Genomic DNA, 24,322 nt, shown 5'->3' with positions numbered 1-24,322 from the left:
TGACCCGATATGGATGTATTAAGTTTTTTAATGATGGGGTTTGAGGTTGCTTTACAACCACAGAATCTTTTAATTGCTTTGATTGGCGCATTTATTGGAACGATTGTTGGCTTATTACCGGGTTTAGGTCCAATTAATGGGGTGGCAATTTTATTGCCGTTTGCTTACGCCTTGGGTTTACCTGTAGATAGTGCCTTGATTTTATTGGCAGCAGTTTATTTGGGCTGTGAATATGGCGGACGTATTTCAGCGATTCTGTTAAACGTACCCGGAGATGCTGGAGCCATTATGACTACTTTAGATGGTTATCCATTGGCACAGCAAGGAAAGGCAGGAATTGCATTGTCTTTGTCATCGGTTAGTTCCTTTGTTGGGAGTACGGTCGCCTTTATTGGGATTGTGTTGTTTGCTCCTATATTGGCGAAATGGGCAATTGCGTTTGGTCCCGCTGAATATTTTGCTCTGATGGTTTTTGCCATTGTTTGTTTAACTGGTCTGGTCAGTACGCAGCCTTTTAAAACTTTAATTATGGCACTCATGGGCCTAGCACTTTCAACTGTGGGAATGGATGCAATTACAGGTGTATATCGCTTTACCTTTAACAGTGTGGGTTTAAGTGACGGTATTGCTTTTACTACTTTGGTTATTGGCTTATTTAGTGTAAGCGAAATCCTATTAATGCTCGAACGTACGACAATTGGTCAAGTTGCCTTAAAACAAGGAAAGCGTTCTCTTTTTAATCTTAAAGAGTTCTTTTTCTCGTTAGTTGCTATTATCCGCAGTTCAGTGATTGGTTTCTTCTTAGGTATTCTTCCAGGAGCAGGTGCAACCGTTGCAAGTGCGATGGCATATACCACTGAGCGAAAAATGGCAAAGGATAGTAGCAAGTTTGGTAAAGGTGATTTACGTGGGCTTGCTGCACCAGAAAGTGCGAATAACGCAGCGGCTTGCGGTTCATTTGTACCCATGTTGACACTCGGTGTGCCGGGTTCGGGAACGACTGCGGTCATGATGGGCGCATTGCTTATGTACAACATCGCACCAGGTCCACAGTTATTTGTTCAGCAACCTGTACTGGTGTGGTCACTGATTGCATCGCTTATGGTAGGCAATATCATTCTGTTGGTATTAAACTTGCCATTGGTAGGCTTCTTTGCCCGCATGCTGAGTATTCCTAATTACATTCTGATTCCGATCATCGCAAGTGTGAGTTTTGTTGGTGTATATGCTATTCATAGCAATATCTTTGACTTGCTGTTATGTATGGGCTTAGGTGTATGTGGATATATTCTCAGAAAATTTGATTTTCCTTTAGCACCACTGATTCTTGGTTTTGTACTTGGCGAATTAATGGAATCGAATCTGCGCCGTGCACTTTCAATTTCTCAAGGGGAACTTGATGTCTTATGGAGCAGTAACATTAGTATAGGACTTTGGATCATGTCAGGATTATTATTGATCTTGCCGATCGTTCGTAAATACTTGTTTATCAAAAAACAGCAAGCTTAATAGGACAGCAATAATAGTCAGCATTGGTTGGCTATTATTGCTCTGAATTATGGAAAAAATAAGCTCAAATCTCAAAGGATTAGCAATTGCTCTGGTCGGAGCTTTAATTGCCAAATATTTGCATATTCCCTTACCTTGGTTGCTTGGACCTCTATTGACGGCCTTATTGTTCGGTAGTGTTGGTCATCCACTTGCCTGTGACCCCCAGTGGCGACGCATAGGGCAGGTTATTATTGGTATGGCTTTAGGCCTATACTTTTCACCAGCTTTGGTACAGGCAGTGGCAGCATATTGGGGTTTTATCCTCATAGGTTTGGCATGGTCACTTGTGTTGGGTACATTACTGGCCGGATTGCAATATCGAATTAATGCCTTGGATTGGGCAACTGCATGGTTTTCTTCGGCCATTGGTAGCGCCAGTGAAATGGTGAATATTGCAGAGCGACACCAAGCTCAAGTCGATAAAGTCGTTGCCGCTCATAGCCTAAGAATTGTGATTCTGGTTGTGCTGGTCCCAATTTTTATGGAGCTTTATTTTCATGTCGAATGGACTGGTTTAAAGATACCAGTGTCGGATCAATTTAGCTTTTTTCAGGTTGTATTGCTGTTTTGTCTAGCTCTGTTTGTTGGTCAGGTTTTTCAATTTTTTAATCTTTTGAATGCTTGGATTTTGGGGCCACTCGCCATTATCGGGTTATTGTCATTTTGCGGAATACTTCAGATGAAATTGCCTGAATGGTTTACTGCCTTTGGTCAAGTTTGTATCGGCTGGGCACTAGGTAGCAAATTTCCATTTAGCTTTTTAAGAAAGAATAAAAAATTTATTGGAATCACACTGATATTCAATTTACTGGCTTTAGTGTTATCGATCAGCGTTGCTTTATTACTGGTTAATTTAAGTCATACAGAAAAACAAATCTTGATTTTAGGCCTTTCACCCGGAGGCATCGCAGAAATGTCACTGATGGCTAAAGCTCTCGGACTCGCAGTACCCATCGTCGTTTCTTTCCAACTTTCAAGATTAATTTTTGTAATTCTCACTACACGCTTTTTTTATCAATACAGTCTGCAATTATTTTTTAAATCTAAAAAGTAAGAGCTTTTTAATATAAAAACTTTGTTGTGTTTGCTGCTACACAAACGATAACTTTTCAATATGGCATCTACGGTCAAATCATTGGCGTTTGGAGCTAAGCAGAAGCATTCAAATCTACATAAAGTGAGGAATCAAAATAAAAAATATCCAGGATGGATCCATGAGTTTTGTTGTAAATAAAAAAATATTGATTTTAGGAATAACTTCAATTTGCACAAGCACCTTGCATGCGGCTGCATTTGATAAAACAGGGCAGTCTGTAGCGGCATTTTTACAACCGGGTAACTATTTTGAAGCAAGTTTAGGAATCACAGATGCCGATTTAAGTGGTGTAGAGTCGGGCACAAACCCGTCACATCATTCAATTTCAGATATCGCTAACACCGATTATCGACCTACCGCAGCATTAAAACTACAGTTAGCACCGCAGTATTCATTTGGCTTGCTTTACGATCAACCATTTGGTGCCGACACAGAATATTCAGGCCTAAATGGCTTTGTCGCAACGCCAAAAGACACGGTTATGTTACCCGGCATTACAACAGCAGGACTTGCCAATGTTACTTCTGGTCAGGCTCCTACAGGAAATGCAAAATCAGAATTTGATATACAAAATTTAAGCTTTATTTTGGGATATCAACCCACAAAAAACTGGAATCTTTATGCGGGGCCAGTCTATCAAACCTTTAAAAGTCAGGTTGAATTAAGAGGTAATGTATTTAGTCTTTACAACGGCTATGACTTTCACACCAAAACTGTAGATGACTTGGGATGGTTAGCAGGGCTTGCCTACCAGATTCCGGAAAAAGCTGTGAAAGTCTCATTAACCTACCGTTCAGCCATTACTCACAAACTAAACGCGACTGAAAATGCTCCACTCATTGAGATGTTAAGCACTCAACAAGGTCGTGATTTAGTTAATCAGCATCTAGACTACATGATTTCTATTGGTCAGATGACTTCACAAAAGAAAGCTTACTTAAACCAGATTATTGCCAATTTGCCAGAACAAGAAGATACAGGTACAACAAAATTTAAATCTCCTGATTCAGTGAATTTGGAGTTCCAGACCGGACTTCGTCAGGGAACGTTAATGTTTGGTAGTTTACGCTGGGTAAATTGGAGTGATCTCGCTCTACAGCCTTATCGCTTTGGTGAGATCTCAAAAGTTGTTGGCGTACTATCAACGCCAAGCCGTCCGGAAGGTTTTAATTTGGTTCGTTATTATGACGACCAATGGTCTTTAAATTTGGGGGTTGGACAACGCTTTTCACCTAAATGGTTAGGCTCTGTGTCGGTTGGATGGGACTCGGGAGCAGGTGATAAAGTCTCAACGGGTGGCCCAAGCAAGGGATATTACAACTTGGGCGTGGGTGCTCAATATAGCCCGACATCGCAATACTTTATTTCTGGTGGCGTGAAGTATTACTGGTTAGGCGATGCAAAAGCTCAGCTTGGTGCACAGGCGGGTAGTGACTATTATGTAGGTGAGTTTAAGGATAATCACTCAGTCAGCTATGGCTTAAAAATTGGATATAAATTCTAAACAATACAAAAATTAAAAGAGGAAATAGAGAATGGATTCATTGGTAATTACCGTATTCTTACCCATAGCCTTGGCGATTATTATGGCAGGTATGGGGTTGGAATTGACCCTCAAGGATTTTAAACGTGTTCGCCAGCATCCCAAAGCCGTATTTATTGCTTTGTTTTGTCAGCTCATTATTTTAGTAGCTATTGCTTTCATGATTTGTAAGGTCTTTGCTTTACCACCAATGATTGCTGTTGGGCTAATGTTACTTGCAGCTTCACCAGGCGGGGCCACTGCAAATTTATTTAGCTATTTATATAAGGGCGATATTGCCCTTAATATTACTTTAACGGCGATAAATTCAGTGCTCGCTGCTTTTACACTACCCTTGATTGTGAACTTCGCATTACTACATTTTGTGGCAAGTGAACAACACGTTGGATTGCAGTTTTCCAAAATAATTCAAGTATTTGTTATTATTTTATTTCCAGTCATCATTGGAATGTTGATTAGACATTTCTCACCAAAATTTGCAGAAAAGTTAAATAAACCCGTTCGTGTGTTTGCCATTGTATTTTTACTTTTTATTATTGCACTCGCGATTGCTAAAGACTATCAAAAACTTCTCGATTACATTGGACTCGTTGGCGGAGCAACCTTACTTTTCTGTGTTTGTAGTCTTGCAATTGGATATTGGTTGCCACGTTTATTTGGCATTAACAGCTTTCAAGCCAAAGCATGTGCATTTGAAATTGGCATTCATAACAGTACCTTGGCTTTAACGATTGCTTTAACTGTGATGTCAAGTTCGGATGCAGCAATGCCAGCAGCTGTGTATTCAATATTGATGTACATAATGGCCACTTTATTTGGTACCTTATTAAATCAATTAGAAAAGAAAGATTTAGCTAAAAACAAAATAATTATTAATTAACTGCAAAGATTATTAAAACGGAGCTTCATACATAATGAACAAATTTTTTAAAGACAGCCTATTTTTAGGATTATCGACTTTCATTGCAGGTTATGGAACTCTCCTTCATGCGGAAGCAAGTCCAACAACTTTGCCGGCGGTTTCGCAAAAAGCCTTAACCATTATTGATAGGCAAACAGAGTGGTTAAATAAGGTCTATAAAGACATTCATGAACACCCTGAACTTGGGTTTATGGAAACGCGTACTTCAGCAATTGTTGCCAAAGAACTTAAGTCACTGGGTTTTGACGTTAAAACGGGAATAGCCAAAACAGGCGTAGTCGGCATTTTAAAAAATGGTGAAGGGCCAACAGTCATGTACCGTGCCGATATGGATGCCAACACTGTTGAAGAAGCGACTGGTTTACCATACGCGAGTAAAGTGCGTGTAAAACTTGATGATGGAACTGAAACACCTGTAGCACATATGTGCGGTCATGATGCACATGTGACATGGATGCTCAGCATGGCAAAAACATTAGTCGCTTTAAAAAAGGAATGGAGCGGAACTATTATTTTAGTCGCGCAACCTGCCGAAGAGCCGATCACAGGTGCAAAAGCTATGGTGACCGATGGCTTATGGACAAAATATAACTTGCCAAAACCTGATTATTTCTTTGCAGTGCATACCACACCTGCACCTGTAGGCGTAGTCATCAATGCACCGGGGCCACGTATGGCGGGAACCGATCAGCTTGATGTTTTATTTAAAGGTGTGGGTGGGCATGGCTCATTACCGATGCTCACCAAAAACCCGATTAGCATGGCGGCCAATGCAGTAAATCAATATCAAACCATTATGGGTAACGCAGTTGACCCGCAACAAGCGGCAGTGTTATCGATAGGCTCAATTCAGGCTGGAAATTCGAATAACGTGATTCCTTCTACAGCATTGGTCAAAATGAACTTGCGCTGGTTTGATCCTAAAGTGCGTGAAACCATGTTAAATAACATTAAGTCTATGAGTGAAGGCGCGTCTCAAATGCAGGGGATGGGTAAAGACCAAATGCCGACCTTTACTTTTAAAGGTTCAAGCACACCTGTAATTAACAATAAAGAATTTTCGGCACGTTTAAATGGGCCTTTAAAAGCACTATTGGGCGATAAACATGTTCTAACTGAGTATCCTGCGGTTATGGGGTCAGAAGATGTTCATCATTTATTAGGCGACCAAAAAGACATTCCTTTTAACTTTATGTTTATTGGTGTGGCAGACCCAGTGGTGTTTGCAAATGCAGTCAAGCAAGGCAAACCTGTGCCTTATATTCCACATAGTCCAAACTACATTGTTGACTTAAAAGCTTTACCAGTGGGAGCCAAAGTCACTACAGTTTCGATGCTAGAACTACTTACTAAAAAATAAGTTACTCATAAAAAAAAGATGCACTTACATGCATCTTTTTTGCCTAAATTTTTTAAAAGTTAAGAGCAAGCCAGATATTTTTCTCGATAATGGATAGGTGATAAATCGGTCCAGCGGCGAAATGCGCGGGTAAAACTACTGACATCAGTAAAGCCAAGAATATAAGCAATCTCAGTAATATTATGGTTTGAGTTTTTAATATACGATAAGGCGAGTTCATGCCGAGTCTGATCAAGTAACTCACTATAAGAGGTGTTTTCGGCAGAAAGTTTGCGTTGCAGACTCCGTATGCTTAAGCCCAGACTTTTCGCAACGTCTTGTTGTTGGAAATCACCTGTAGATAATTTTTCGATTAATTTTACTTTCACACGTGCCAATATATTTTCTTTATCGAACCGTGCCAGATAACGATTAATAATTTCATCATATTCTTGGGTGAGAGTAGGATTTGCACCTTCTAGTGGTTGTTCTATGGTTGCTGTGTCAAACACAATCATGTCTTTGGCTGCATTAAAAACAATCGGAGCTTTTAAAATACTCTGGAATGTTTCTAAATCTTCAGGTTCTGAACGTCTAAGTTCAATGCGTAATGGCGAAAAAACAGAGCCTTGTAAAGCACGACTTGAGCGAATAAAAACGGAAATAAATGCATCTATTGACTCGGGCTGAACTTCGTCGGGAACATGAATAACAAAATAATGATTATTTCCTTGCCCATAAAACTCTAGCTCTGGAATATCCGTAACCACACGAAAATAACGAATAATTCTTAGAAACATCTCTTTTAGGGTGGTGCTGGTAATCAGTGAATGTCCTAACACATGAAAAGTATTTTGATTGACTTGGCTGGCAACTTTAAGGCCAAAACATGAATCTTGAGTTTTCTGAACTGCTAATTTCCATAAATTTGCTGTTTGTTTTAATGAATATCGTGCATCAGGATTACTCAGAGCCTGAATATCTAAACCTGCTTGTTCTAATAAAGGTTGACTATCAACACCGGCTTTTTCGAGCGCTTTTTGAATCGCTTTCACCCAGCTAGCCAGTGCCGTTGCTGTCTGTGGCATGTTATGTCCTATAACTTGTGATTCATATTCCTGTGAACAGTATAAAAGATTCAAAACTAAAAAATCTTTTGTTTGTTTTGAATCTTTTTATTTTGGCATCCATAGCCAATAGATTGGCGTTTCGAGCTAAGCACACTTAGGGTGATCTAAATAAAGTAGGGGCATGAAAAACTGAGGAATAACGGATGACTTATATTTATAAAAATCCTGCCGGAATGACCGATAGCGAAAAAACGGAACATATTAAAAAAGTAGTAACAGCAGAAGGTGTGGCTTTACGCAAACGCCATCCTATTTTGAACCATCAAAATGCCATTGGGGCGATGATTCTATTTATATCTTTGGTCGGCATGATAGCGACTGCCGTGCTCTATATAAATCATCAACTTTCAGCTTGGTTTGCAATTCCAATTATTGCTTTTTTTGCATCGCTCACCCATGAGTTAGAGCATGACCTGATTCACTGGATGTATTTTAGAAAGAAACCATGGGCACATCATTTAATGATGAGCTTAGTCTGGTTAGCTCGACCAAGTACCATTAACCCGTGGAAACGTCGTGAGCTGCATTTTAACCATCATAAAAACTCGGGCACCGAAGTTGATTTAGAAGAAAGAGCTTTAACCAATGGAGAGCAATGGAGCATACGCCGACTCATCGCGATTGGTGATAACGGCTTGGCGGTCTTGTTCCGTATTATCTCTGCAAGCAATTGGACGGTTAAAAAAGTCATTTTTAAACGTGCATTTATGGCTTATTTCCCGTTAGGAATTATTCACTGGTCGCTGTGGTATATCTTTTTAGGTTTTCATGTAGTTGATGTTGTTGCAGGTTGGGCGAATGCACCGATTGCTTGGTCAGCTACCACTTTAAATATTATGCATGTGGTTAATATTTTGACTGTTGTTTGGGTCGCACCGAATGTGCTGCGTACCTTCTGCTTGCACTTTGTGACTAGTAATATGCATTACTACGGTGATGTCGAATTGGGTAATGTCATTCAACAAACTCAAGTATTAACGCCGTGGTGGATGATGCCGTTCCAATTGTTTTGCTTTAACTTTGGTTCAACACATGCCATCCACCATTTTGTGGTGAAAGAACCATTCTACATTCGCCAAATGACTGCACCAGTTGCCCATAAAGTCATGCGTGATATGGGAGTACGGTTTAACGATGTCGGAACTTTTAAAAGAGCAAATCGTTGGAACGTAAATGATTTATCAGAGTCAAAAAGTTAAAATATAGCTTTTTATCTCGCTCAAATGGACTGAGTTCTGTACAAAGCACTCAGTCCATTAATTATAAATTCACCCTAAAGATTATTAAAAAATTAAACGGCTCTACTGAAACTTAGTAAAAAGCAAAATCACGCCTAATACACATAAAATAGAGCCAATCACCTTATTAATCTGTACTTGCTTAGCTAACATTTTCTGTCTCAGTAGCATGGATGAAAATAGTACAGCAACCAGTGAAAACCATACAAAATGGGCAAAAGACATAAAAAAGCCATAAGCCAAAAGAATAGTTTTAGGTGTAGTTAAACTCACAATTTGCGTATAGGTGCTAATCACAAATAGCGTGGTTTTAGGGTTCAGGGCGTTGGTAAAAAAGCCGTATTTTATGGCTTGCAAAGTACCTATAGAATTTAAAGCAGCAGTGTCTAAAACTGGTTTTTGAGTAAAAGTTTTATAGCCAATATAGATCAGATAAAGCGCGCCAATATACTTAACAATATTCAAAATTTGTGGCGTATAAGTCATCACAAACGCAACGGCGACTAGCGTATAGGTCACATGCACCAACACGCCAAGCGATATGCCGAGTGAAGTGAACACACCTATTTTTCTGCCGTATAAGTAACTATTTTTCGTAACGATCGCGAAGTCAGCGCCGGGGCTAACCACCGCCAAAATCGTGATTAGAATAACCGCAATGAACTCTGCCATTATTTTGCCCCTTCACTGAAAACAAGGGGATTAATCTGTACTTTTTGGAATGTATTTGAGAGGAGAGCTGTTTTGCTTAAAGCTGTTATTCTTTTCGTGAGAAAGATAGGGGCTTTACATTTGGGAAGATAGATATCGATATCCAATATGTTTTTCATCATCTAAAATGGGGTTTAATAAAGATGATTTTTATTTTGAACAGAAATCTAAAAATAAAAATCGATAAAAACGACTACATATTTATGAGTTTTTGGAATGATTGAAAGAATATCGCTGAATTCACTAAAATTTTTCTATTTTGTGGCGAAGTATGGCAGTGTGACTTTAGCTGCAAAGAAATTATTTGTGACGCAAAGTGCGGTCAGTAAACAGATTTATAATTTGGAAGAAGCTTTAAATACGACTTTATTCGATCGTAAAAATAAAACACTTGTGATGACCGAGCAGGGCGAAATTTTATTGAGTTGTTGCCATCAGGTGTTTGGTCAACTCGATGAATGTTTAATAGAACTCAGCCAGCCTAAAACTCACAACAAGCAACTGGTCTTGTCGTGTGAACCGACGCTTTCCATGAAATGGCTCATTCCTCGGTTATCAAAATTTAAAAAGCTCGGTCATGATTTTGAGGTTGTGTTACTTACCGCAGGTGGCGTGGTCGATTTTGAAAAAGATAATATTGATATCGCAATTCGCAGAAATGACTTTGATTGGGGAGAGCATATTTATAGCGAAAAGATTGCTGATGAATATATCGCTCTAGTTCAAGCAATCAAGCCATCGGAAACAAACGACTTACTCATTTCGACCTCTAGACCGAATTTTTTCAAAAGCATGAGTCGCATTGCTGAGTTAAAGCAAAATTTGAAAGGCTACACCAAAGTTGAACTCGAACATTTTTATCTATGTTTAGAAGGTTGTTTGGCAGGACTTGGCGCAACTGTGATCTCAATTTACATGATTGAAAAAGAGCTTGAATGGAACTTACTGAAAAGAATTTCACCTGTTGTGCAAGATAATTCAGCCTATTTTTTACTTTCTCATAGCGCTTTTGAGGAAGATTCACGTAAAACCATATTTTTAGAATGGCTAAAAGCAGAGATGAATGAGAGTCAGCACACATTACTTTAGGTTGATTCTTTTTAACTTAATTAATTGTTTATAAGTATTTGAAAAAATAATGAATATTTAAAATAATTAAGGTGCCGTGTGAGCGCTGTATATTGAATTTCTGCTGTCTAAAATTTCCTAAGATGAAAAATATTTAACTTCATACTTATTTGTTAAACCCTAAACATGAATTTCACTCAGTTTGTAATGAGACTAAATCATTTTTATTCATGTTCTGATTGCGGTATAAATCTATTCATGCTCTGAAGCGCTCCAGTAATTCACTTTGATAAGACCATAAGGCACAAATCTGACAAGTCTGGAAAGTTTAAAAAGAGCAAAAAGTTTTTATTTAGGTTTTATCTCAGAAATTAGGGTACTGATCACAATGAGTAAAGAATTTACATTTACGATTAAGAGTATTTGTTTCGATGAGAACTATCGTCCAGCAGACAATACACGTATTACAACCAACTTTGCTAACTTGGCAAGAGGGATGAGCCGCGAAGAAAATTTGCGCAATACATTGCAGATGATCGACAATCGTTTCAATGCCTTAGCTCATTGGGACAACCCTAAAGGCGACCGCTATGGCGTTGAACTTGAAATCATTTCAGTTGAAATGAATATTGATGCCGAAAATCGTACCAGCGGGCTTCCTTTAATCGAAATATTGAAAACCAATATTGTTGATAAGAAAACCAATGAACGCATCGAAGGTATTGTGGGCAACAACTTCTCGTCTTATGTACGTGACTATGACTTTAGTGTGCTGTTGTTAGATCACAACAAAAACAAGTCGACTTTTAGCACGCCAGAGAAGTTTGGTGAATTGCACGGTAACTTGTTTAAGAGCTTTATTAACTCTGAAACTTATAAAGCCAACTTTAAAAAGGCGCCTGTGATTTGCTTAAGCGTTTCGACGACTAAAGAGTACCACCGTACTGAAAACGAACATCCAGTTTTAGGTGTTGAATACAAGCAAGAAGACTATTCACTCACTGATGAATATTTTCAAAAAATGGGCTTAAAAGTTCGCTACTTCATGCCGCCAAATAGCGTTGCGCCGTTAGCGTTCTATTTTACAGGCGATTTGTTGAGTGATTACACCAACCTTGAGTTGATCAGTACCATTAGTACGATGGAAACGTTCCAAAAGATTTACCGTCCTGAAATTTACAACGCAAATTCAGTGGCTGGAAAATCTTATCAACCAAGCTTGAAACACGAAGATTATTCACTTACTCGAATTGTGTATGACCGTGAAGAACGTAGCCGTTTGGCTATTGAGCAGGGGAAGTTTGTTGAAGAGCAATTTATCAAACCATACCAAGCGATTCTTGAGCAGTGGTCTGCTAATTACGCTCCTAATTAATCAACATACGGGTCATTGATCATGAAAAAATTATTACCAACTTCAACTGCTGGCAGCTTACCAAAACCGTCTTGGCTTGCAGAACCTGAAAAGCTTTGGTCGCCTTGGAAACTTGAAAATGAAGGCTTAGTTGAAGGTAAAAAAGACGCGTTACGTTTGGCATTGCACGAACAACAACTTGCAGGCATCGACATTGTGAGCGATGGCGAACAAACCCGCCAACACTTTGTGACCACGTTTATTGAACACTTAAATGGGGTAGATTTTGAGAAGCGCGAAACTGTACGTATTCGTGACCGTTACGATGCAAGCGTACCCTCCGTTGTAGGTGCGGTGTCTCGTCAAAAGCCTGTGTTTGTTGAAGATGCTAAGTTTTTACGTCAGCAAACCAATCAGCCAATTAAATGGGCATTACCTGGCCCAATGACTATGATTGATACGCTTTACGATGGTCACTACAAGAGTCGTGAAAAACTTGCTTGGGAATTTGCAAAAATCTTGAACCAAGAAGCGCGTGAGCTCGAAGCTGCTGGTGTAGACATTATTCAGTTTGACGAACCTGCATTTAACGTATTCTTTGACGAAGTAAATGACTGGGGCATCGCGACTTTAGAGCGTGCAATTGAAGGTCTAAAATGTGAAACTGCGGTGCACATTTGCTATGGTTACGGCATTAAAGCCAACACTGACTGGAAAAAGACACTCGGTTCTGAATGGCGCCAGTACGAAGAAGCTTTCCCGAAACTTCAAACGTCTAACATTGATATCATCTCGTTAGAATGTCACAACTCACATGTGCCTATCGATTTACTAGAACTCATTCGTGGTAAAAAAGTGATGGTCGGCGCAATTGATGTTGCATCTAACCAGATCGAAACACCAGAAGAAGTAGCCAATACACTACGTAAGGCACTTCAGTTTGTAGACTCTGACAAGCTTTACCCTTGCACAAACTGCGGCATGGCGCCTCTTTCTCGTGAAGTGGCACGTGGCAAGTTAAATGCTTTAAGTGCAGGTGCAGAAATCGTTCGCCGAGAACTGACTGGTTATGATCTTACTGCTTAATATTTACTAATAAGTGGTATAAAGGGTTACTTTTTGATGGCAGTTGATAATCAAACAAGTAACCCTCATTTTACTTACTACATGTCGCTCTAATCTGATCGCATGTCGATAGTACCTTCCTGATGGAGTTGGGCGGTATAGCAAACACACAGGACAAGGTACGGTTCAATTTAGGAATAATGTCATGGTTCAAGCAACAGACTTTAGAAATGCAATGTCTTTACTCACAAGTGCAGTTAGTGTTGTGACCACGGCAGGCATGTCTGGCCGTTTTGGATTTACTGCCTCTGCTGTTTGTAGTGTGACTGACACACCACCGACATTATTGGTGTGTATGAACCAATCTGCGAGTTCGCATGCACATTTCCTAGATAATAAAATTTTAACGGTGAACGTTTTAGGCGCACACCACGAACATATTTCAAAAGTATTTTCATCTAAGCTCACACCAGAAGAGCGCTTTAAACATGGCGCATGGATTGAGTTAGAAACGGGTTCACCTGTATTAGACGATGCTTTGGTAAGTTTCGATTGTGAGATTGAGCAAATTCAACAAGTCGGCACACATACGATTTTTATATGTCCGATTGTGGCGATTAAACAAAGCCAACATGACCAAAGTTTGGTTTATTTTAACCGTGCTTATCACCAAGTGGGGCAGACCGAGATTGTCTAAACCCACGCGTTTAGTTGTTTCTGCAATAGCGAAATGAGGGCCTAGGAACAATCCTATTTACAAGTTGTTTCACCGGGTTCAGGCTCTCGGATTTCTAGCTTATTGTTATGTTCTACTACACAAATACGTGTATCGAAAGTTTTGTATATATCCAAAGTAATGTCATAAGCTACATTCTTTTCAAACGCCTTTAGAGGAATTTTTACACAATCTTTCTCTTCTATTGGCAAAGGAAAATTTGAATATTCTTTCTCATAAGTGCTTTTGTAGCCGTTTGTATAGTCAGCTTTCGCCACAAAAATAATAAATTTTTTATCAAATGGATAGTTCGTTTTTTTAGGGTTATTGGTAAAGGCACATACATACTCTTGATGTAGTGTAACCTCTAATGGAAGAGGGCCTTGGCTACAACCATTCAATAAACACCCAGTGGTTAATATTAAAATGGACTTTGAAAATAGTCTTCTCATTTATGTTCTCGTAAAGTTCTAAAAAATATTCCAAATCAAAAAGTAAAATTCAAGTGGTTTAGCTTACCGTATCTGACTCTTTTTAAAAAATAAATAAATACAATTAGATATAATATATAAAATAATAATTAAGTTAATCTAATGAAAAACAATAAGAAATTTAATAACTTGTCATAAACGCTACATTGACACCTCTAAACACTCAGATTATGCTTTGCGTGCTGGCCTACATTGCCAGCTGGCTTTGACAGGCCAGAACCTAAGTACATTGAAAAAACTTGTTTTTTTAATGTAGACTCGTTCGTCCCCCTTTTTTTGTTGCGGTAGGACGGAAGGGGGACACCCTCGGGTGTGCTGATTCTTAGGTTCAGTCTGTCAACCCTCTTTCGTTCTGCCACCATTATTTGACAGTAATGCGGTAGGACTTCTTTTACCTAAGGAGTCGCTCATGCGCAACATTTCTATTTTATTGGCAACCATTGCCAAGCCTTTTATTCCGATATCGTTTAGCTCATCTTTAAAACTGTTTAATTGAAAATACGTTTTAAAGCTTTAGCTCGTCACGACTAAAAACTTATATCAACAATAAAACTTGAGATGTGCCAAGCACCGTCTTACGGCTTTGCTGTGCCTTTTTTTCTCCCAGAAAGGGCACAGGCTTTTTATCTCATTTAGAAACAACAAGAATTTATAACGGTAAAACGATGCCAACTTTAGAAAGATCTTCCAAAAAATTACAGGTTGTTCAAACTGCCATCCAACTCTTTACCACGCATGGATTCCATAATGCAGGCGTAGACCTGATTATCAAAAAATCCAAAATTCAAAAAGCCACGTTTTATAACTACTTTCACTCAAAAGAACGGCTTGTTGAAATGTGCCTAATCTTTCAAAAAAGCCGACTTAAAGAAGAAGTACTAGCAATTGTCTATTCACACCGCTACCCAACCGCAGCCGATAAACTCAAAGAAATTGTCCGTTTACATGTCGATGTGAATAGCCTTTACCATCTTTTGTTTAAAGCCATTTTTGAATTAAAACTGCTTTATCCTCGGGCTTACCGCATGGCAGTTGAATACCGAAAATGGCTATTGAAAGAAATTTTTGATTTAGTTTTTAGTCTGGAAACTAACAAACTCAAACCTGATGCCAATATGGTTTTAAACTTAATTGATGGCTTGATGCTACAGGTTTTAAGTTCAAATCGTGTGGATGAACGGGATGTGGTGTTGGAGAGGTTTTGGGGGAGGGGGGTATTAAATGAGTTACTAGATGAACCCATTTTAAAAAGAGGAAAATAATGAAAACTATATTTATGAGTATTTTGAGTTGGTTGCTACATTAAAATATTAATAAAACTGTTTAGATTATTTAAATATTTAAAATTGCTAATCAAAAAAGTGTTACTTAAACTGTTTTTGTAATTATGTTTGCATGGCTTTTAATTTTAATTTAATAATAATTTTATTGTTTTTTATTTGTAATTGACGTGGAATGGGATATTTACTTATAGGTTTACTATGTTAATCTCTTGCATATTGTGATGAAAAGAGTATTTTATACTAATCATAATAAATATCTTACTAATTATTAAAAAGTATTATAGGAATAATATATGACAAACTTCGTAGATGTTCTAAAGGAAATGCGTGATCACTACCAAAATAATATTAATACTGGTGTAGCAATACCATATTATCCTAATTTGGTTGAGGATTCTTTAGATTTAATGCAGGCAACGAATAAGTATCTTGTCGCTGATGATAGTGAATTAGCAGATAATCCTGTTCAAAGTAAATTGAATGATTTACGAAATCAAGCAAAGGTTTTGGCTACTAATACTGCATCAACTATCGAAGAAAAATTAAAAAAATCTGCTAAAGAACTGAAAGACAGTGATAATTCTGATAGTTTACACTCAAAATTTAAAGATGAACTGAATAAAATTAGAGAGGATGCTAAGAAGAAAGCAAGTGATAATATAGATAAAATGTTTGATGAAGCAGAAAAGATCGGTAACGATTTTCCAGCAGCTCAAAATCTTATCCTCGTTGCAGCACAAAAAATTAATGAGCTTATTAATGATTTATTGACTAAGATAGTTGACTATATTGTTGGTATTATTAAAAATATTGTTGAATGGATAAAAATGGCTTGGGATGCTATTACTAAAGTCTTTAATGATATTACTAAAGTCTTTAATGATATTATAATATGGATTTCGCACTGGTTTAAATAAAATAATTTATTCATAATAAGGCCATTACTATTTAAGTAATGGTCTTATTTATTTGGTAAATATTTATTCTTGTAAATTATAAAATTAATTAATTTTTGTTTTTGCGAAATTTATAAATTTAAAATTTCCATTGATTAGTATGAATTAATATCTACTGATTGTATGTAATCAACTAGATTAATAGAGTTTATAAAGAACTCTCATATTCTACATACCCATCTTCAATTGCAGGAATAATCTCTACAAACTCAAAGTAGGGAACTGTACAAAATTCAGAGTCTCGAATCGCATCAATCACAAAATAATAATCTTGCAAAGATGTCGTCTCAAACACAGCAATATCACTGGCTTTAGTGCTAAATGCTTCAACGTCATACCACCGAACTTTTACAGTCGGGTACTTCTCAAAAATAGGTTCAAGCTTTTGTGTACTAAACTCAGCCCGCTTTTCATGAGGTAACGCCAACCAAGCAGGCAAAGCTCTTAAATGAATAAAAAAAGTATAGGTTCTAGACATAACCACTCCATGACTGGGCCGAGTTGTAGCTCAATTGAAAAGACAGCATTTACTTGTCATATCAACATGACTCAGTCAGTATATGAGTGATTACTCACATTAAATACTCGCATTTCGACCCATGTCAGAAACCCTCCCAGACCCACGTAAACGCCCACGTCAAGCACGATCAGTGGCTACCTTTGAAGCTATTTTAGAGGCGGCTGCTCGCATTTTGGAGTCTTTAGGCTTTGCTGGATTTAACACAAATGCCGTGGCTGAACTTGCTGGCGTAAGCATTGGTAGCCTATATCAATACTTTCCATCTAAAGAGGCTTTAATCGTCGAGTTAATTCGACGTGAACGCGCCAAGCTTTCAACCCATATTGTTGAAGCCATACAGCAGCATGAAGCCGCAGACTTAAAAGAAAAATTAAAACTCATCATTCAGGCTGCTGTGCAACATCAATTGAGCCGTCCGCAGTTGGCACGAACTTTAGAGTTTGCTTCAGAACTGATTGGAAAAGATGTTGAGGAAAGCGTACTTCAACACGAACTTGAAACCATAATTTCTGACTTGTTTATATGTTCTGGTATTTCACATGAGCAGACAGCCGCACAAGATGTAATTGCGTTAAGTAAAGGAATGATTAACGCAGCAGGCATAGCAGGGGAAAGTGATTTAAACCATTTACAGCAGCGAGTTGAAAAGGCTGTATTTAGTTATTTGGATCTGACGTAATATTATTAATTTATGAATCTGTAGATATAAAAAAGGGCTGTTATTGGCATCCTTTTTCGCAAAATATATATTGTGTTTATAAAATAGATGGGGGAGTGTTTTTATTAATTTTATATGTTTTTAATCATATGTTTTAAATTTATTTAAATTAATCATTATTGCTGCTTTTAAATAAATGATATATCTTTAATATATGATTTTTTAGAGTTTATAGCCTACCACTTCCCCAAGGGGTAGGTTTTTTTTATTTAAAATTTTTACTATAGCTGTTGAGTTGTATAGTTTTATTAGGTTTTAAATTTGTGTGTTTAAAACTTATTTTTATAATTTAAATTTTAAAAAAATTAATTATTTAGTTAATGTTTTTAAAAAATAATCATTTTTAGCTTTATTTTTTTTTAAAGAAAATTATTCTGAAAATTATTTGTTTAATGTGTGGGGTTAATAACTTTTAAATAAGTTTTGGATTGTTTTAAAATATTTCAAGAGATTAGATCTTCTAATGAGTAAATTGCCTCTTCCACACAATGATTTACAACTTATAATCAAATCAGGTACGAAGTTTTTTTTATATTTTTGTATTGCTTCTAGTTTATCAATATCACTCACAAAAGCAGAGACCGCGTCTGCTAACTCGGGAAAAAACTTAACAAAGAAGGTTTCTCAGCTCTTTAAACCCACGCCGGATGAAAGCTATCGATCTATCGACTTCCAAAAATTAAGTAATTTAGGGTTTGATCAGAACCAATTTCAACGGTTTGGAAATGATGGGAATTATTTACCGACTTCTACTGCGATGTGGAATAATCAAGTCAGTTTAGTTGATGCTGTTCAATATGCAGTTCAACGAAATCCTAACATTTCTCAAGCCATTTCAACTTTAGCTGGCCAAAATGCTGGTATTGATGTTGCGAGGGCAGGTTATTATCCTCAAATTTCAGGTGGTATTACCACAGGTGACTTGAGTAGTGGTGAGCGGGGAAGGCAGTTACTCACATTATCTGCAACTCAAATGCTTTTTGATTTTGGTAAAGTCAAATCAGGTGTATCGGTTGAGAAGGCTAAACTCCAAGTCGAGCAGGCGAATGTGTTGGTCAGTATTGACGATATTGCACTTGATGTGGCTCAGTCGATTATCAATATTCAGCGCTATCTCCAATTAAATAAAATTGCCGAGCAGCAAATTGCGGGTATTCAGCGAATTCAGGAAATCGCTAATTTACGTGCAAACGCTGGTATTAGTAGCCAAGCTGATCCAGTTCAGGCACAAACATATTTAGAATCTGCGCAGTCAACACTTATTGCACAGCAATCTTTACTACGTCAGTACCAACAACATTTAAGAACTCTGGTAGGCGTAGATGTTTTTAATAAATCATGGATCATTCCTGACGATTTAGTGAAACAATCTGGTCTTTATAGTGAACCTGAGTTTAATACCATTCCAAAAATGATCGCTGCACAAGCAGGCATTGAGGTGGCTAAAGCCCAAAAGGAACAGACCCGACTGAGTCGTTATCCGACTTTGGCAGTGAAAGGCTCTTTGAGTCAGGCTATTAACGGAAGAAACCCAAACAATAATGAAGATGATGGTTTATATAGTTCCATCATGCTTGAAGCCACCAGTCAGTTTTATCAAGGTGGGGCAGTTTCTTCCCAAGTAAAAATGGCAAGTTATGCAGAGGAAGCCGCTAAATCTAAAGTGAATTCTGTGTATCTGGATGTGCTCGATCAGATCAGAACCAGCCGTGAGCAAATTGAAAATAAACAACGTCAAATGCAGGTTTTAGCCAACCGCCAAGCGACAACAGTTCGTACACGCGAACTCTATCAAGAGCAGTACAAACTCGGTACCCGTTCATTGGTTGACTTATTGAATGCTGAACAGGCGATTCATAGTGCCAATTCAGAACTTGAAACTGCACGTTATGACATCTACAGCAGTATTGTTCAGTACATTGCAGTAACAGGACGTTCCCGCCAAGCTTATGGCTTAAATAATATTTCAATTCAGGGGTTCGAAGTACAACCATGATGACAAAAATAAACTACCAGCCCTGGTTACAGGCGGTCTTAACGATTGCTAAACATTATAGAATTGAGCCTTCAGAAGAAAGAATTCGTTTACAACTTGACTGGAACCAAAATCAAAACCTTGATGATGTTTTGCAGTTAATGACCCGTCAGGTTGGACTCCATTTGCGTAAAGTACCTTTTTCATTAGATTTACTTAATCCATGGCGTTTACCGGTCATGGTCGAGTTTAACGACGGACAGGTCGGTGTAATTGATAAGGCCGATACTCAAGGAAATGTCAGTATCCAGTTTAGTGGGGATCAGGGACTTTCGCAAAATGCGTCTTTAAGTGCTTTGAAAGATACGGTCAAAAATATTTATATTTTGCGCCCTGAAACGTCTATTCCCGATGCGCGTATTGACGAATATATCAAACCATACGAAGCAAGCTGGTTCTGGTCTATTGTTTTAAGAGACTGGAAACGCTATGTTGACATTATGTTTGCCTCACTGATTGCCAATGTGTTGGCACTGGCAACCATTATTTTCTCAATGCAAGTGTATGACCGTGTTGTACCTTCACAGTCTATCCCGACTTTATGGGTGTTGGCAGGTGGCGTACTGATTGCAGCGCTTTTTGAGTTTACTTTACGTGTAGCTAGAGTTTATTTATCCGATATTATTGGAAAACGTGCTGACTTACGGGTGTCTGACCGTGTATTTGGCCATGCCCTACGCATCAAGAATAAAGACCGTTCAAAGTCTACAGGTAGTTTTATTTCCCAGATTCGTGAGCTCGAAGGTGTTCGTGAGCTGGTGACTTCAACCACCATTAGTGCAATTGCCGATTTCCCGTTCTTTTTCTTGTTCCTGATCATTTTTGCGATTATTGGTGGGAAACTGTTTTGGGTGATGCTGCTGGTTGTGCCACTTATGATTTTACCGGGTGTTCTTGTGCAGAAAAAGCTAGCTCAACTCGCACAAGAGGGCATGAGAGAGTCATCAATCCGTAATGCCATTCTTGTTGAAGCGGTGCAGGGCATTGAAGACATTAAGTTATTACGTGCTGAGTCTCGCTTTCAGAACCAGTGGAACCACATGAACGAGGTTTCAGCCGATATCGGGATGAGACAGCGTAAAATTGTCGGCACCTTAATGGCATGGACCCAAAAGATTCAAGGCTTAACCTACGCACTTGTGGTGTTGGTCGGATGTTTTGCCGTGATGGAAGGTGAAATGACTACAGGTGCGTTAGTGGCTTGTTCAATTTTATCTTCACGTATGTTGGCACCGATTGCTCAAATTACAGGTGTGTTAGGACGTTTACAGCAAGCAAAAGTTGCCAAACAAAGCCTTGATGAACTCATGCAACGTCCGATCGATCAGGCAGACCGTTCGCATCTGGTACACAAAGCAGTTTTAAATGGCGATTACGAATTAAAAAGTGTCTTATTCCAATATGGCGAAGAAGACCCGAAACCAAGTTTGGCAATCCGTCATTTAAAAATTCGTGCTGGTGAAAAAATTGCCATATTGGGGCGTAACGGTGCAGGTAAATCAACACTGCTCCAGCTTCTATCGGGTATGCAAGTTCCAACTCAAGGCGCAGTACACTTAGATGGTCTCGATCTTTCATTAATTGATCCGTCTGATGTACGTCGTGATATGGGTTTACTTAACCAGAATGCACATCTTTTCTACGGTACGATTCGTGAAAACCTCACTTTAGGTGCGCCGCTTGCAACGGATGAAGAGATTCTTCGTGCGCTAGTAGTGACTGGTGCATTACCTTTTGTTCAAGAGAAAAAAGAAGGGCTAGATCACCTGATTTTAGAAGGTGGTGTTGGTTTCTCTGGTGGTCAGAAACAAGCGTTGTTACTGGCTCGTCTATTGATTCGTCAACCTAACATTTTATTGTTAGACGAACCGACAGCAGCCATTGATGACGTGGCAGAGAAACAACTGATTGATCATTTAAAAGGTTGGCTGGCACATCGGACCTTGATCGTTGCGACTCACCGCCGTGCTGTATTAGAACTTGTAGACCGTATTATTGTCGTGAACGAAGGCAAAATCGTGATGGACGGTCCAAGAGATCAGGTACTTAATCAATCAACAGCCCAACAAAAACAAGTGAGCCAAGGGGGTAATTCATGAGCGAACCACAACAAGAACAACAACTCACCCGTTCAATGAATGTATCTTATAGTGAGCCACCCTTACCACGTGCCAGTCTAGTGATCTGGATTGTCGGTATTGGTTTAGTGATTTTCTTTATCTGGGCGTGGGTATTTAAACTTGAAGAAGTTTCTACTGGTACAGGTAAAGTCATTCCATCATCTAAAGAGCAGGTCATCCAGTCTTTAGAAGGCGGTATCTTAACTAAGCTGAATGTACAAGAAGGTGACATCGTTCAAAAGGGCGAAATTCTTGCGCAGCTTGATCCAACCCGTTTTGCATCAAATGTTGGTGAATCAAGATCTTTACTGATCTCTGCTCAAGCGACAGCAGCGCGTTTGCGTGCGGAAGTAAACGGTACACCTTTGGTTTTTCCTGAAATTGTGATGAAAGAACCAAAGTTAGTACAGGAAGAAACTGCATTGTATACATCTCGTAGAGCCAATCTCGAAGAAACCCTTGCGGGTTTTAGGCAAGCTCTACAGTTAGTACAACAAGAACTGGCGATGACAGAACCGCTGGTGGCTAAAGGTGCAGCAAGTGAGGTTGAGGTTTTACGTTTACGTCGTGAAGCAAATGATTTGCAAAATAAAATGAATGATGCGCAGAACCAGTACTATGTGAAAGCGCGTGAAGAGTTATCTAAAGCGAATACGGATAGCGAAACGCAACAACAAATTGTACTGGGTCGTAGTGACAGTTTAGATCGCGCAGTGTTCAGAGCACCGGTACGTGGTGTCGTCAAAGAAATTGCAGTCACTACCCATGGTGGTGTTGTTCCACAAAACGGTAAACTAATGACGATTGTACCGATTGATGAGCAATTGCTGATTGAAGCGCGTATTTTGCCGCGTGACATTGCCTTTATTCGTCCGGGGCAAGACGCACTGGTTAAAATCACTGCCTATGACTACTCAATTTATGGTGGTTTAAAAGGGAAGGTTACGGTTATTTCACCAGACACGATTCGTGATGAAGTGAAACAGGACCAATTCTATTATCGTGTTTATATCCGTACTGATTCCGATAAACTTTACAATAAAGAAGGTAAAGCGTTTGGTATTACACCGGGTATGGTGGCAACAGTAGATATTCGTACTGGTCAAAAAACAATACTCGATTACTTACTTAAACCATTTAATAAAGCCAAAGAAGCTTTGAGAGAAAGATAAAAAATTAAATCTATATAGCTTTTAAATATTTAAAAGCTATATAGATATTAATAATAAAAATTTTTGTTTTAAATATGTGGTTTTTATTATTTATGTTTTAAAACATAAGAAAATTAAAACACTATTGTGAGTATTATTTATTTATAAGTTTTTGAAAAACAATATTTATTATTTTAATTTTTTATTTGGTTAATAAACAAACTTATTTTTGTCACATTTTTCGTGACGTGATTCATGTTTATAATTGGTTTTTGCGTTGAGGTTGGCTTTTGTTTTCTCTAGTTTATTCCTTAATTTGGGCTCTTCTTATTTCAAAAAATAAGGGCTTTAAATTGGATTGGTTTAATTAAATAATCCTGTACAAGGGGAATAAATATGTCAGAGATAAGGGTGGTTTCTAAGGAGAGTCATGAAACCTTAGAAATTACGACAAAGGATACAGTCTCTCTTTCCGAAGCATCTGTTATTTTAATAAAAGTAAATAAAGATGATGTTTCCGAAATTAGACAAGATGGTCGAAATGCAATTATTACTTTAAAAAATGGTGAACAAATAGTAATAGTTGATTTTTTTAACGGTAGTAATTATTCAACTGATAATAGCTTAGTTTTTGAGGATAACAATCATAAATTAATTTGGGTACAATTTACTGATGCCAACGGGGCATTATTAGAAAATATTACTTATAGTTATATTGATAGTATAGAACCGCTTCTTTATCACGATGGAGTTGCATCTCCATGGGCGTGGTTATCTGTACCGCTAACCGCAGCAGGAATTTTGTGGTGGGCACATGATAGTGATGATAAAAATAATAATTTAAATAACGATTCAGACTCTGACAGCGACTCTGACTCAGACTCTGACAGCGATTCTGACTCTGACAGTGACTCAGACTCTGACAGCGACTCTGATTCCGACAGCGATTCTGACAGCGATTCTGACAGCGATTCTGACAGCGACTCTGATAGCGACTCTGATTCCGACAGCGACTCAGACTCTGACAGTGACTCAGACAGCGATTCTGACTCTGATAGCGATTCTGACTCTGACAGCGACTCTGATTCTGACAGTGATTCTGATAGTGACAGCGACTCTGATTCTGATAGCGACAGCGACTCTGATTCTGACTCTGACAGCGACAGCGATTCTGACTCTGACAGTGACTCTGATTCTGATAGCGACAGCGACTCAGACTCTGACTCTGACAGCGACAGCGATTCTGACTCTGATAGCGATTCTGAATCTGACAGAGACTCTGAATCCGACAGCGACTCAGACTCTGACAGCGATTC

Annotated in this window: 21 protein-coding genes; 17 read left to right on the top strand and 4 right to left on the bottom strand. The window is 38.5% G+C overall.

Going from position 1 to position 24,322, the window contains the following annotated elements:
• The first annotated feature begins 9 nt into the window (after positions 1-9).
• The 5 genes from RMB06_RS04065 to RMB06_RS04045 all read left to right on the top strand — a co-directional run bounded on the left by RMB06_RS04065 (position 10) and on the right by RMB06_RS04045 (position 6,472).
• Positions 10-1,509, top strand: a complete 1,500-nt coding sequence (locus RMB06_RS04065; protein WP_000382837.1) for a tripartite tricarboxylate transporter permease — start codon at positions 10-12, stop codon at positions 1,507-1,509.
• Positions 1,510-1,558: 49 nt separating this feature from the next.
• On the top strand, positions 1,559-2,605 hold the full coding sequence (locus RMB06_RS04060; RefSeq protein ID WP_284108861.1) for an AbrB family transcriptional regulator: 1,047 nt from the start codon (positions 1,559-1,561) through the stop codon (positions 2,603-2,605).
• 160 nt (positions 2,606-2,765) lie between these two features.
• Positions 2,766-4,151 (top strand): outer membrane protein transport protein, encoded by a 1,386-nt coding sequence (locus RMB06_RS04055; protein ID WP_284108862.1) that lies wholly within the window; start codon positions 2,766-2,768, stop codon positions 4,149-4,151.
• A 31-nt stretch (positions 4,152-4,182) separates the two neighbouring features.
• Positions 4,183-5,070 (top strand): bile acid:sodium symporter family protein, encoded by an 888-nt coding sequence (locus tag RMB06_RS04050; protein WP_057067986.1) that lies wholly within the window; start codon positions 4,183-4,185, stop codon positions 5,068-5,070.
• 34 nt (positions 5,071-5,104) lie between these two features.
• Complete coding sequence (locus RMB06_RS04045; protein WP_311078468.1) at positions 5,105-6,472, top strand: amidohydrolase; 1,368 nt, start codon at positions 5,105-5,107, stop codon at positions 6,470-6,472.
• 59 nt (positions 6,473-6,531) lie between these two features.
• On the opposite strand, the gene RMB06_RS04040 is transcribed toward RMB06_RS04045, so the two are convergent.
• Entirely contained in the window at positions 6,532-7,539 is a 1,008-nt protein-coding gene (locus RMB06_RS04040; RefSeq protein ID WP_078224231.1) for an AraC family transcriptional regulator, read from the bottom strand.
• A gap of 215 nt (positions 7,540-7,754) precedes the next feature.
• Between RMB06_RS04040 and RMB06_RS04035 the strand changes: the two genes are divergently transcribed.
• Positions 7,755-8,780, top strand: coding sequence for a fatty acid desaturase (locus RMB06_RS04035; RefSeq protein ID WP_079381061.1), 1,026 nt, complete (start codon positions 7,755-7,757; stop codon positions 8,778-8,780).
• A 102-nt stretch (positions 8,781-8,882) separates the two neighbouring features.
• Here RMB06_RS04035 and RMB06_RS04030 read toward each other — a convergent pair whose 3' ends face one another.
• The gene (locus RMB06_RS04030) at positions 8,883-9,491 is read right to left on the bottom strand and encodes a LysE family translocator (RefSeq protein WP_017402933.1); all 609 of its coding nucleotides are present in this window, start codon (positions 9,489-9,491) and stop codon (positions 8,883-8,885) included.
• Positions 9,492-9,746: 255 nt separating this feature from the next.
• Here RMB06_RS04030 and RMB06_RS04025 point away from each other — a divergent pair, with 255 nt between their 5' ends.
• From RMB06_RS04025 to RMB06_RS04010, 4 genes are all read left to right on the top strand, one after another.
• Positions 9,747-10,619: a LysR family transcriptional regulator gene (locus tag RMB06_RS04025; protein WP_017402932.1), complete on the top strand. Its 873-nt coding sequence runs from the start codon at positions 9,747-9,749 to the stop codon at positions 10,617-10,619.
• 367 nt (positions 10,620-10,986) lie between these two features.
• Entirely contained in the window at positions 10,987-11,973 is a 987-nt protein-coding gene (locus RMB06_RS04020) for a DUF1852 domain-containing protein (protein ID WP_000031350.1), read from the top strand.
• Between the two features lie 21 nt (positions 11,974-11,994).
• Positions 11,995-13,038 carry a methionine synthase gene (locus tag RMB06_RS04015; protein ID WP_000735359.1) on the top strand — a complete coding sequence of 348 codons (1,044 nt, stop codon included), beginning with the start codon at positions 11,995-11,997 and terminating at the stop codon, positions 13,036-13,038.
• A 184-nt stretch (positions 13,039-13,222) separates the two neighbouring features.
• Positions 13,223-13,714: a flavin reductase gene (locus RMB06_RS04010; protein ID WP_017402931.1), complete on the top strand. Its 492-nt coding sequence runs from the start codon at positions 13,223-13,225 to the stop codon at positions 13,712-13,714.
• Between the two features lie 53 nt (positions 13,715-13,767).
• Here RMB06_RS04010 and RMB06_RS18255 read toward each other — a convergent pair whose 3' ends face one another.
• Positions 13,768-14,184, bottom strand: coding sequence for an NF045616 family extracytoplasmic (lipo)protein (locus RMB06_RS18255; protein WP_057062527.1), 417 nt, complete (start codon positions 14,182-14,184; stop codon positions 13,768-13,770).
• A gap of 704 nt (positions 14,185-14,888) precedes the next feature.
• Here RMB06_RS18255 and RMB06_RS04000 point away from each other — a divergent pair.
• Together RMB06_RS04000 and RMB06_RS03995 are read left to right on the top strand one after the other, a co-directional pair.
• Positions 14,889-15,485, top strand: coding sequence for a TetR/AcrR family transcriptional regulator (locus tag RMB06_RS04000; protein ID WP_311078462.1), 597 nt, complete (start codon positions 14,889-14,891; stop codon positions 15,483-15,485).
• Between the two features lie 314 nt (positions 15,486-15,799).
• Entirely contained in the window at positions 15,800-16,423 is a 624-nt protein-coding gene (locus RMB06_RS03995; RefSeq protein WP_311078460.1) for a hypothetical protein, read from the top strand.
• A gap of 187 nt (positions 16,424-16,610) precedes the next feature.
• On the opposite strand, the gene RMB06_RS03990 is transcribed toward RMB06_RS03995, so the two are convergent.
• Positions 16,611-16,940 carry a darcynin family protein gene (locus RMB06_RS03990; protein ID WP_311078458.1) on the bottom strand — a complete coding sequence of 110 codons (330 nt, stop codon included), beginning with the start codon at positions 16,938-16,940 and terminating at the stop codon, positions 16,611-16,613.
• A gap of 121 nt (positions 16,941-17,061) precedes the next feature.
• Between RMB06_RS03990 and RMB06_RS03985 the strand changes: the two genes are divergently transcribed.
• The 5 genes from RMB06_RS03985 to RMB06_RS18250 form a co-directional block, all read left to right on the top strand.
• Entirely contained in the window at positions 17,062-17,661 is a 600-nt protein-coding gene (locus tag RMB06_RS03985) for a TetR/AcrR family transcriptional regulator (protein WP_002122095.1), read from the top strand.
• A 502-nt stretch (positions 17,662-18,163) separates the two neighbouring features.
• The gene (locus RMB06_RS03980) at positions 18,164-19,696 is read left to right on the top strand and encodes a TolC family outer membrane protein (RefSeq protein ID WP_311078454.1); all 1,533 of its coding nucleotides are present in this window, start codon (positions 18,164-18,166) and stop codon (positions 19,694-19,696) included.
• Positions 19,693-21,834, top strand: a complete 2,142-nt coding sequence (locus RMB06_RS03975) for a type I secretion system permease/ATPase (RefSeq protein WP_311078452.1) — start codon at positions 19,693-19,695, stop codon at positions 21,832-21,834. The genes RMB06_RS03980 and RMB06_RS03975 overlap by 4 nt, the downstream gene beginning before the upstream one ends.
• The gene (locus RMB06_RS03970; protein WP_311078450.1) at positions 21,831-23,027 is read left to right on the top strand and encodes an HlyD family type I secretion periplasmic adaptor subunit; all 1,197 of its coding nucleotides are present in this window, start codon (positions 21,831-21,833) and stop codon (positions 23,025-23,027) included. Before RMB06_RS03975 ends, RMB06_RS03970 begins: the two co-directional genes overlap by 4 nt.
• Before the next feature lie 375 nt (positions 23,028-23,402).
• A partial coding sequence (locus tag RMB06_RS18250; RefSeq protein ID WP_404976471.1) for a BapA/Bap/LapF family prefix-like domain-containing protein occupies positions 23,403-24,322 on the top strand: 920 nt, incomplete at its 3' end.

Origin of the sequence: Acinetobacter sp. V104_13 (genome assembly GCF_031798995.1) — a bacterium.
Classification (GTDB): Bacteria; Pseudomonadota; Gammaproteobacteria; order Pseudomonadales; family Moraxellaceae; genus Acinetobacter; species Acinetobacter pittii.
This window is presented reverse-complemented; position numbering and strand designations above follow the sequence as displayed.

What these genes read in the sequence shown, in the direction of transcription:
- RMB06_RS04030 (WP_017402933.1), bottom strand. Translation starts at nt 9,491, where the DNA reads ATGGCAGAGTTCATTGCGGTTATTCTAATCACGATTTTGGCGGTGGTT.
- RMB06_RS04025 (WP_017402932.1), top strand. Translation starts at nt 9,747, where the DNA reads ATGATTGAAAGAATATCGCTGAATTCACTAAAATTTTTCTATTTTGTG.
- RMB06_RS04010 (WP_017402931.1), top strand. Translation starts at nt 13,223, where the DNA reads ATGGTTCAAGCAACAGACTTTAGAAATGCAATGTCTTTACTCACAAGT.
- RMB06_RS04040 (WP_078224231.1), bottom strand. Translation starts at nt 7,539, where the DNA reads ATGCCACAGACAGCAACGGCACTGGCTAGCTGGGTGAAAGCGATTCAA.
- RMB06_RS04050 (WP_057067986.1), top strand. Translation starts at nt 4,183, where the DNA reads ATGGATTCATTGGTAATTACCGTATTCTTACCCATAGCCTTGGCGATT.
- RMB06_RS04035 (WP_079381061.1), top strand. Translation starts at nt 7,755, where the DNA reads ATGACCGATAGCGAAAAAACGGAACATATTAAAAAAGTAGTAACAGCA.
- RMB06_RS18255 (WP_057062527.1), bottom strand. Translation starts at nt 14,184, where the DNA reads ATGAGAAGACTATTTTCAAAGTCCATTTTAATATTAACCACTGGGTGT.
- RMB06_RS04000 (WP_311078462.1), top strand. Translation starts at nt 14,889, where the DNA reads ATGCCAACTTTAGAAAGATCTTCCAAAAAATTACAGGTTGTTCAAACT.
- RMB06_RS03980 (WP_311078454.1), top strand. Translation starts at nt 18,164, where the DNA reads ATGAGTAAATTGCCTCTTCCACACAATGATTTACAACTTATAATCAAA.
- RMB06_RS04065 (WP_000382837.1), top strand. Translation starts at nt 10, where the DNA reads ATGGATGTATTAAGTTTTTTAATGATGGGGTTTGAGGTTGCTTTACAA.
- RMB06_RS03970 (WP_311078450.1), top strand. Translation starts at nt 21,831, where the DNA reads ATGAGCGAACCACAACAAGAACAACAACTCACCCGTTCAATGAATGTA.
- RMB06_RS04055 (WP_284108862.1), top strand. Translation starts at nt 2,766, where the DNA reads ATGAGTTTTGTTGTAAATAAAAAAATATTGATTTTAGGAATAACTTCA.
- RMB06_RS03990 (WP_311078458.1), bottom strand. Translation starts at nt 16,940, where the DNA reads ATGTCTAGAACCTATACTTTTTTTATTCATTTAAGAGCTTTGCCTGCT.
- RMB06_RS04015 (WP_000735359.1), top strand. Translation starts at nt 11,995, where the DNA reads ATGAAAAAATTATTACCAACTTCAACTGCTGGCAGCTTACCAAAACCG.
- RMB06_RS03985 (WP_002122095.1), top strand. Translation starts at nt 17,062, where the DNA reads ATGTCAGAAACCCTCCCAGACCCACGTAAACGCCCACGTCAAGCACGA.
- RMB06_RS04060 (WP_284108861.1), top strand. Translation starts at nt 1,559, where the DNA reads ATGGAAAAAATAAGCTCAAATCTCAAAGGATTAGCAATTGCTCTGGTC.
- RMB06_RS04020 (WP_000031350.1), top strand. Translation starts at nt 10,987, where the DNA reads ATGAGTAAAGAATTTACATTTACGATTAAGAGTATTTGTTTCGATGAG.
- RMB06_RS03995 (WP_311078460.1), top strand. Translation starts at nt 15,800, where the DNA reads ATGACAAACTTCGTAGATGTTCTAAAGGAAATGCGTGATCACTACCAA.
- RMB06_RS04045 (WP_311078468.1), top strand. Translation starts at nt 5,105, where the DNA reads ATGAACAAATTTTTTAAAGACAGCCTATTTTTAGGATTATCGACTTTC.
- RMB06_RS03975 (WP_311078452.1), top strand. Translation starts at nt 19,693, where the DNA reads ATGATGACAAAAATAAACTACCAGCCCTGGTTACAGGCGGTCTTAACG.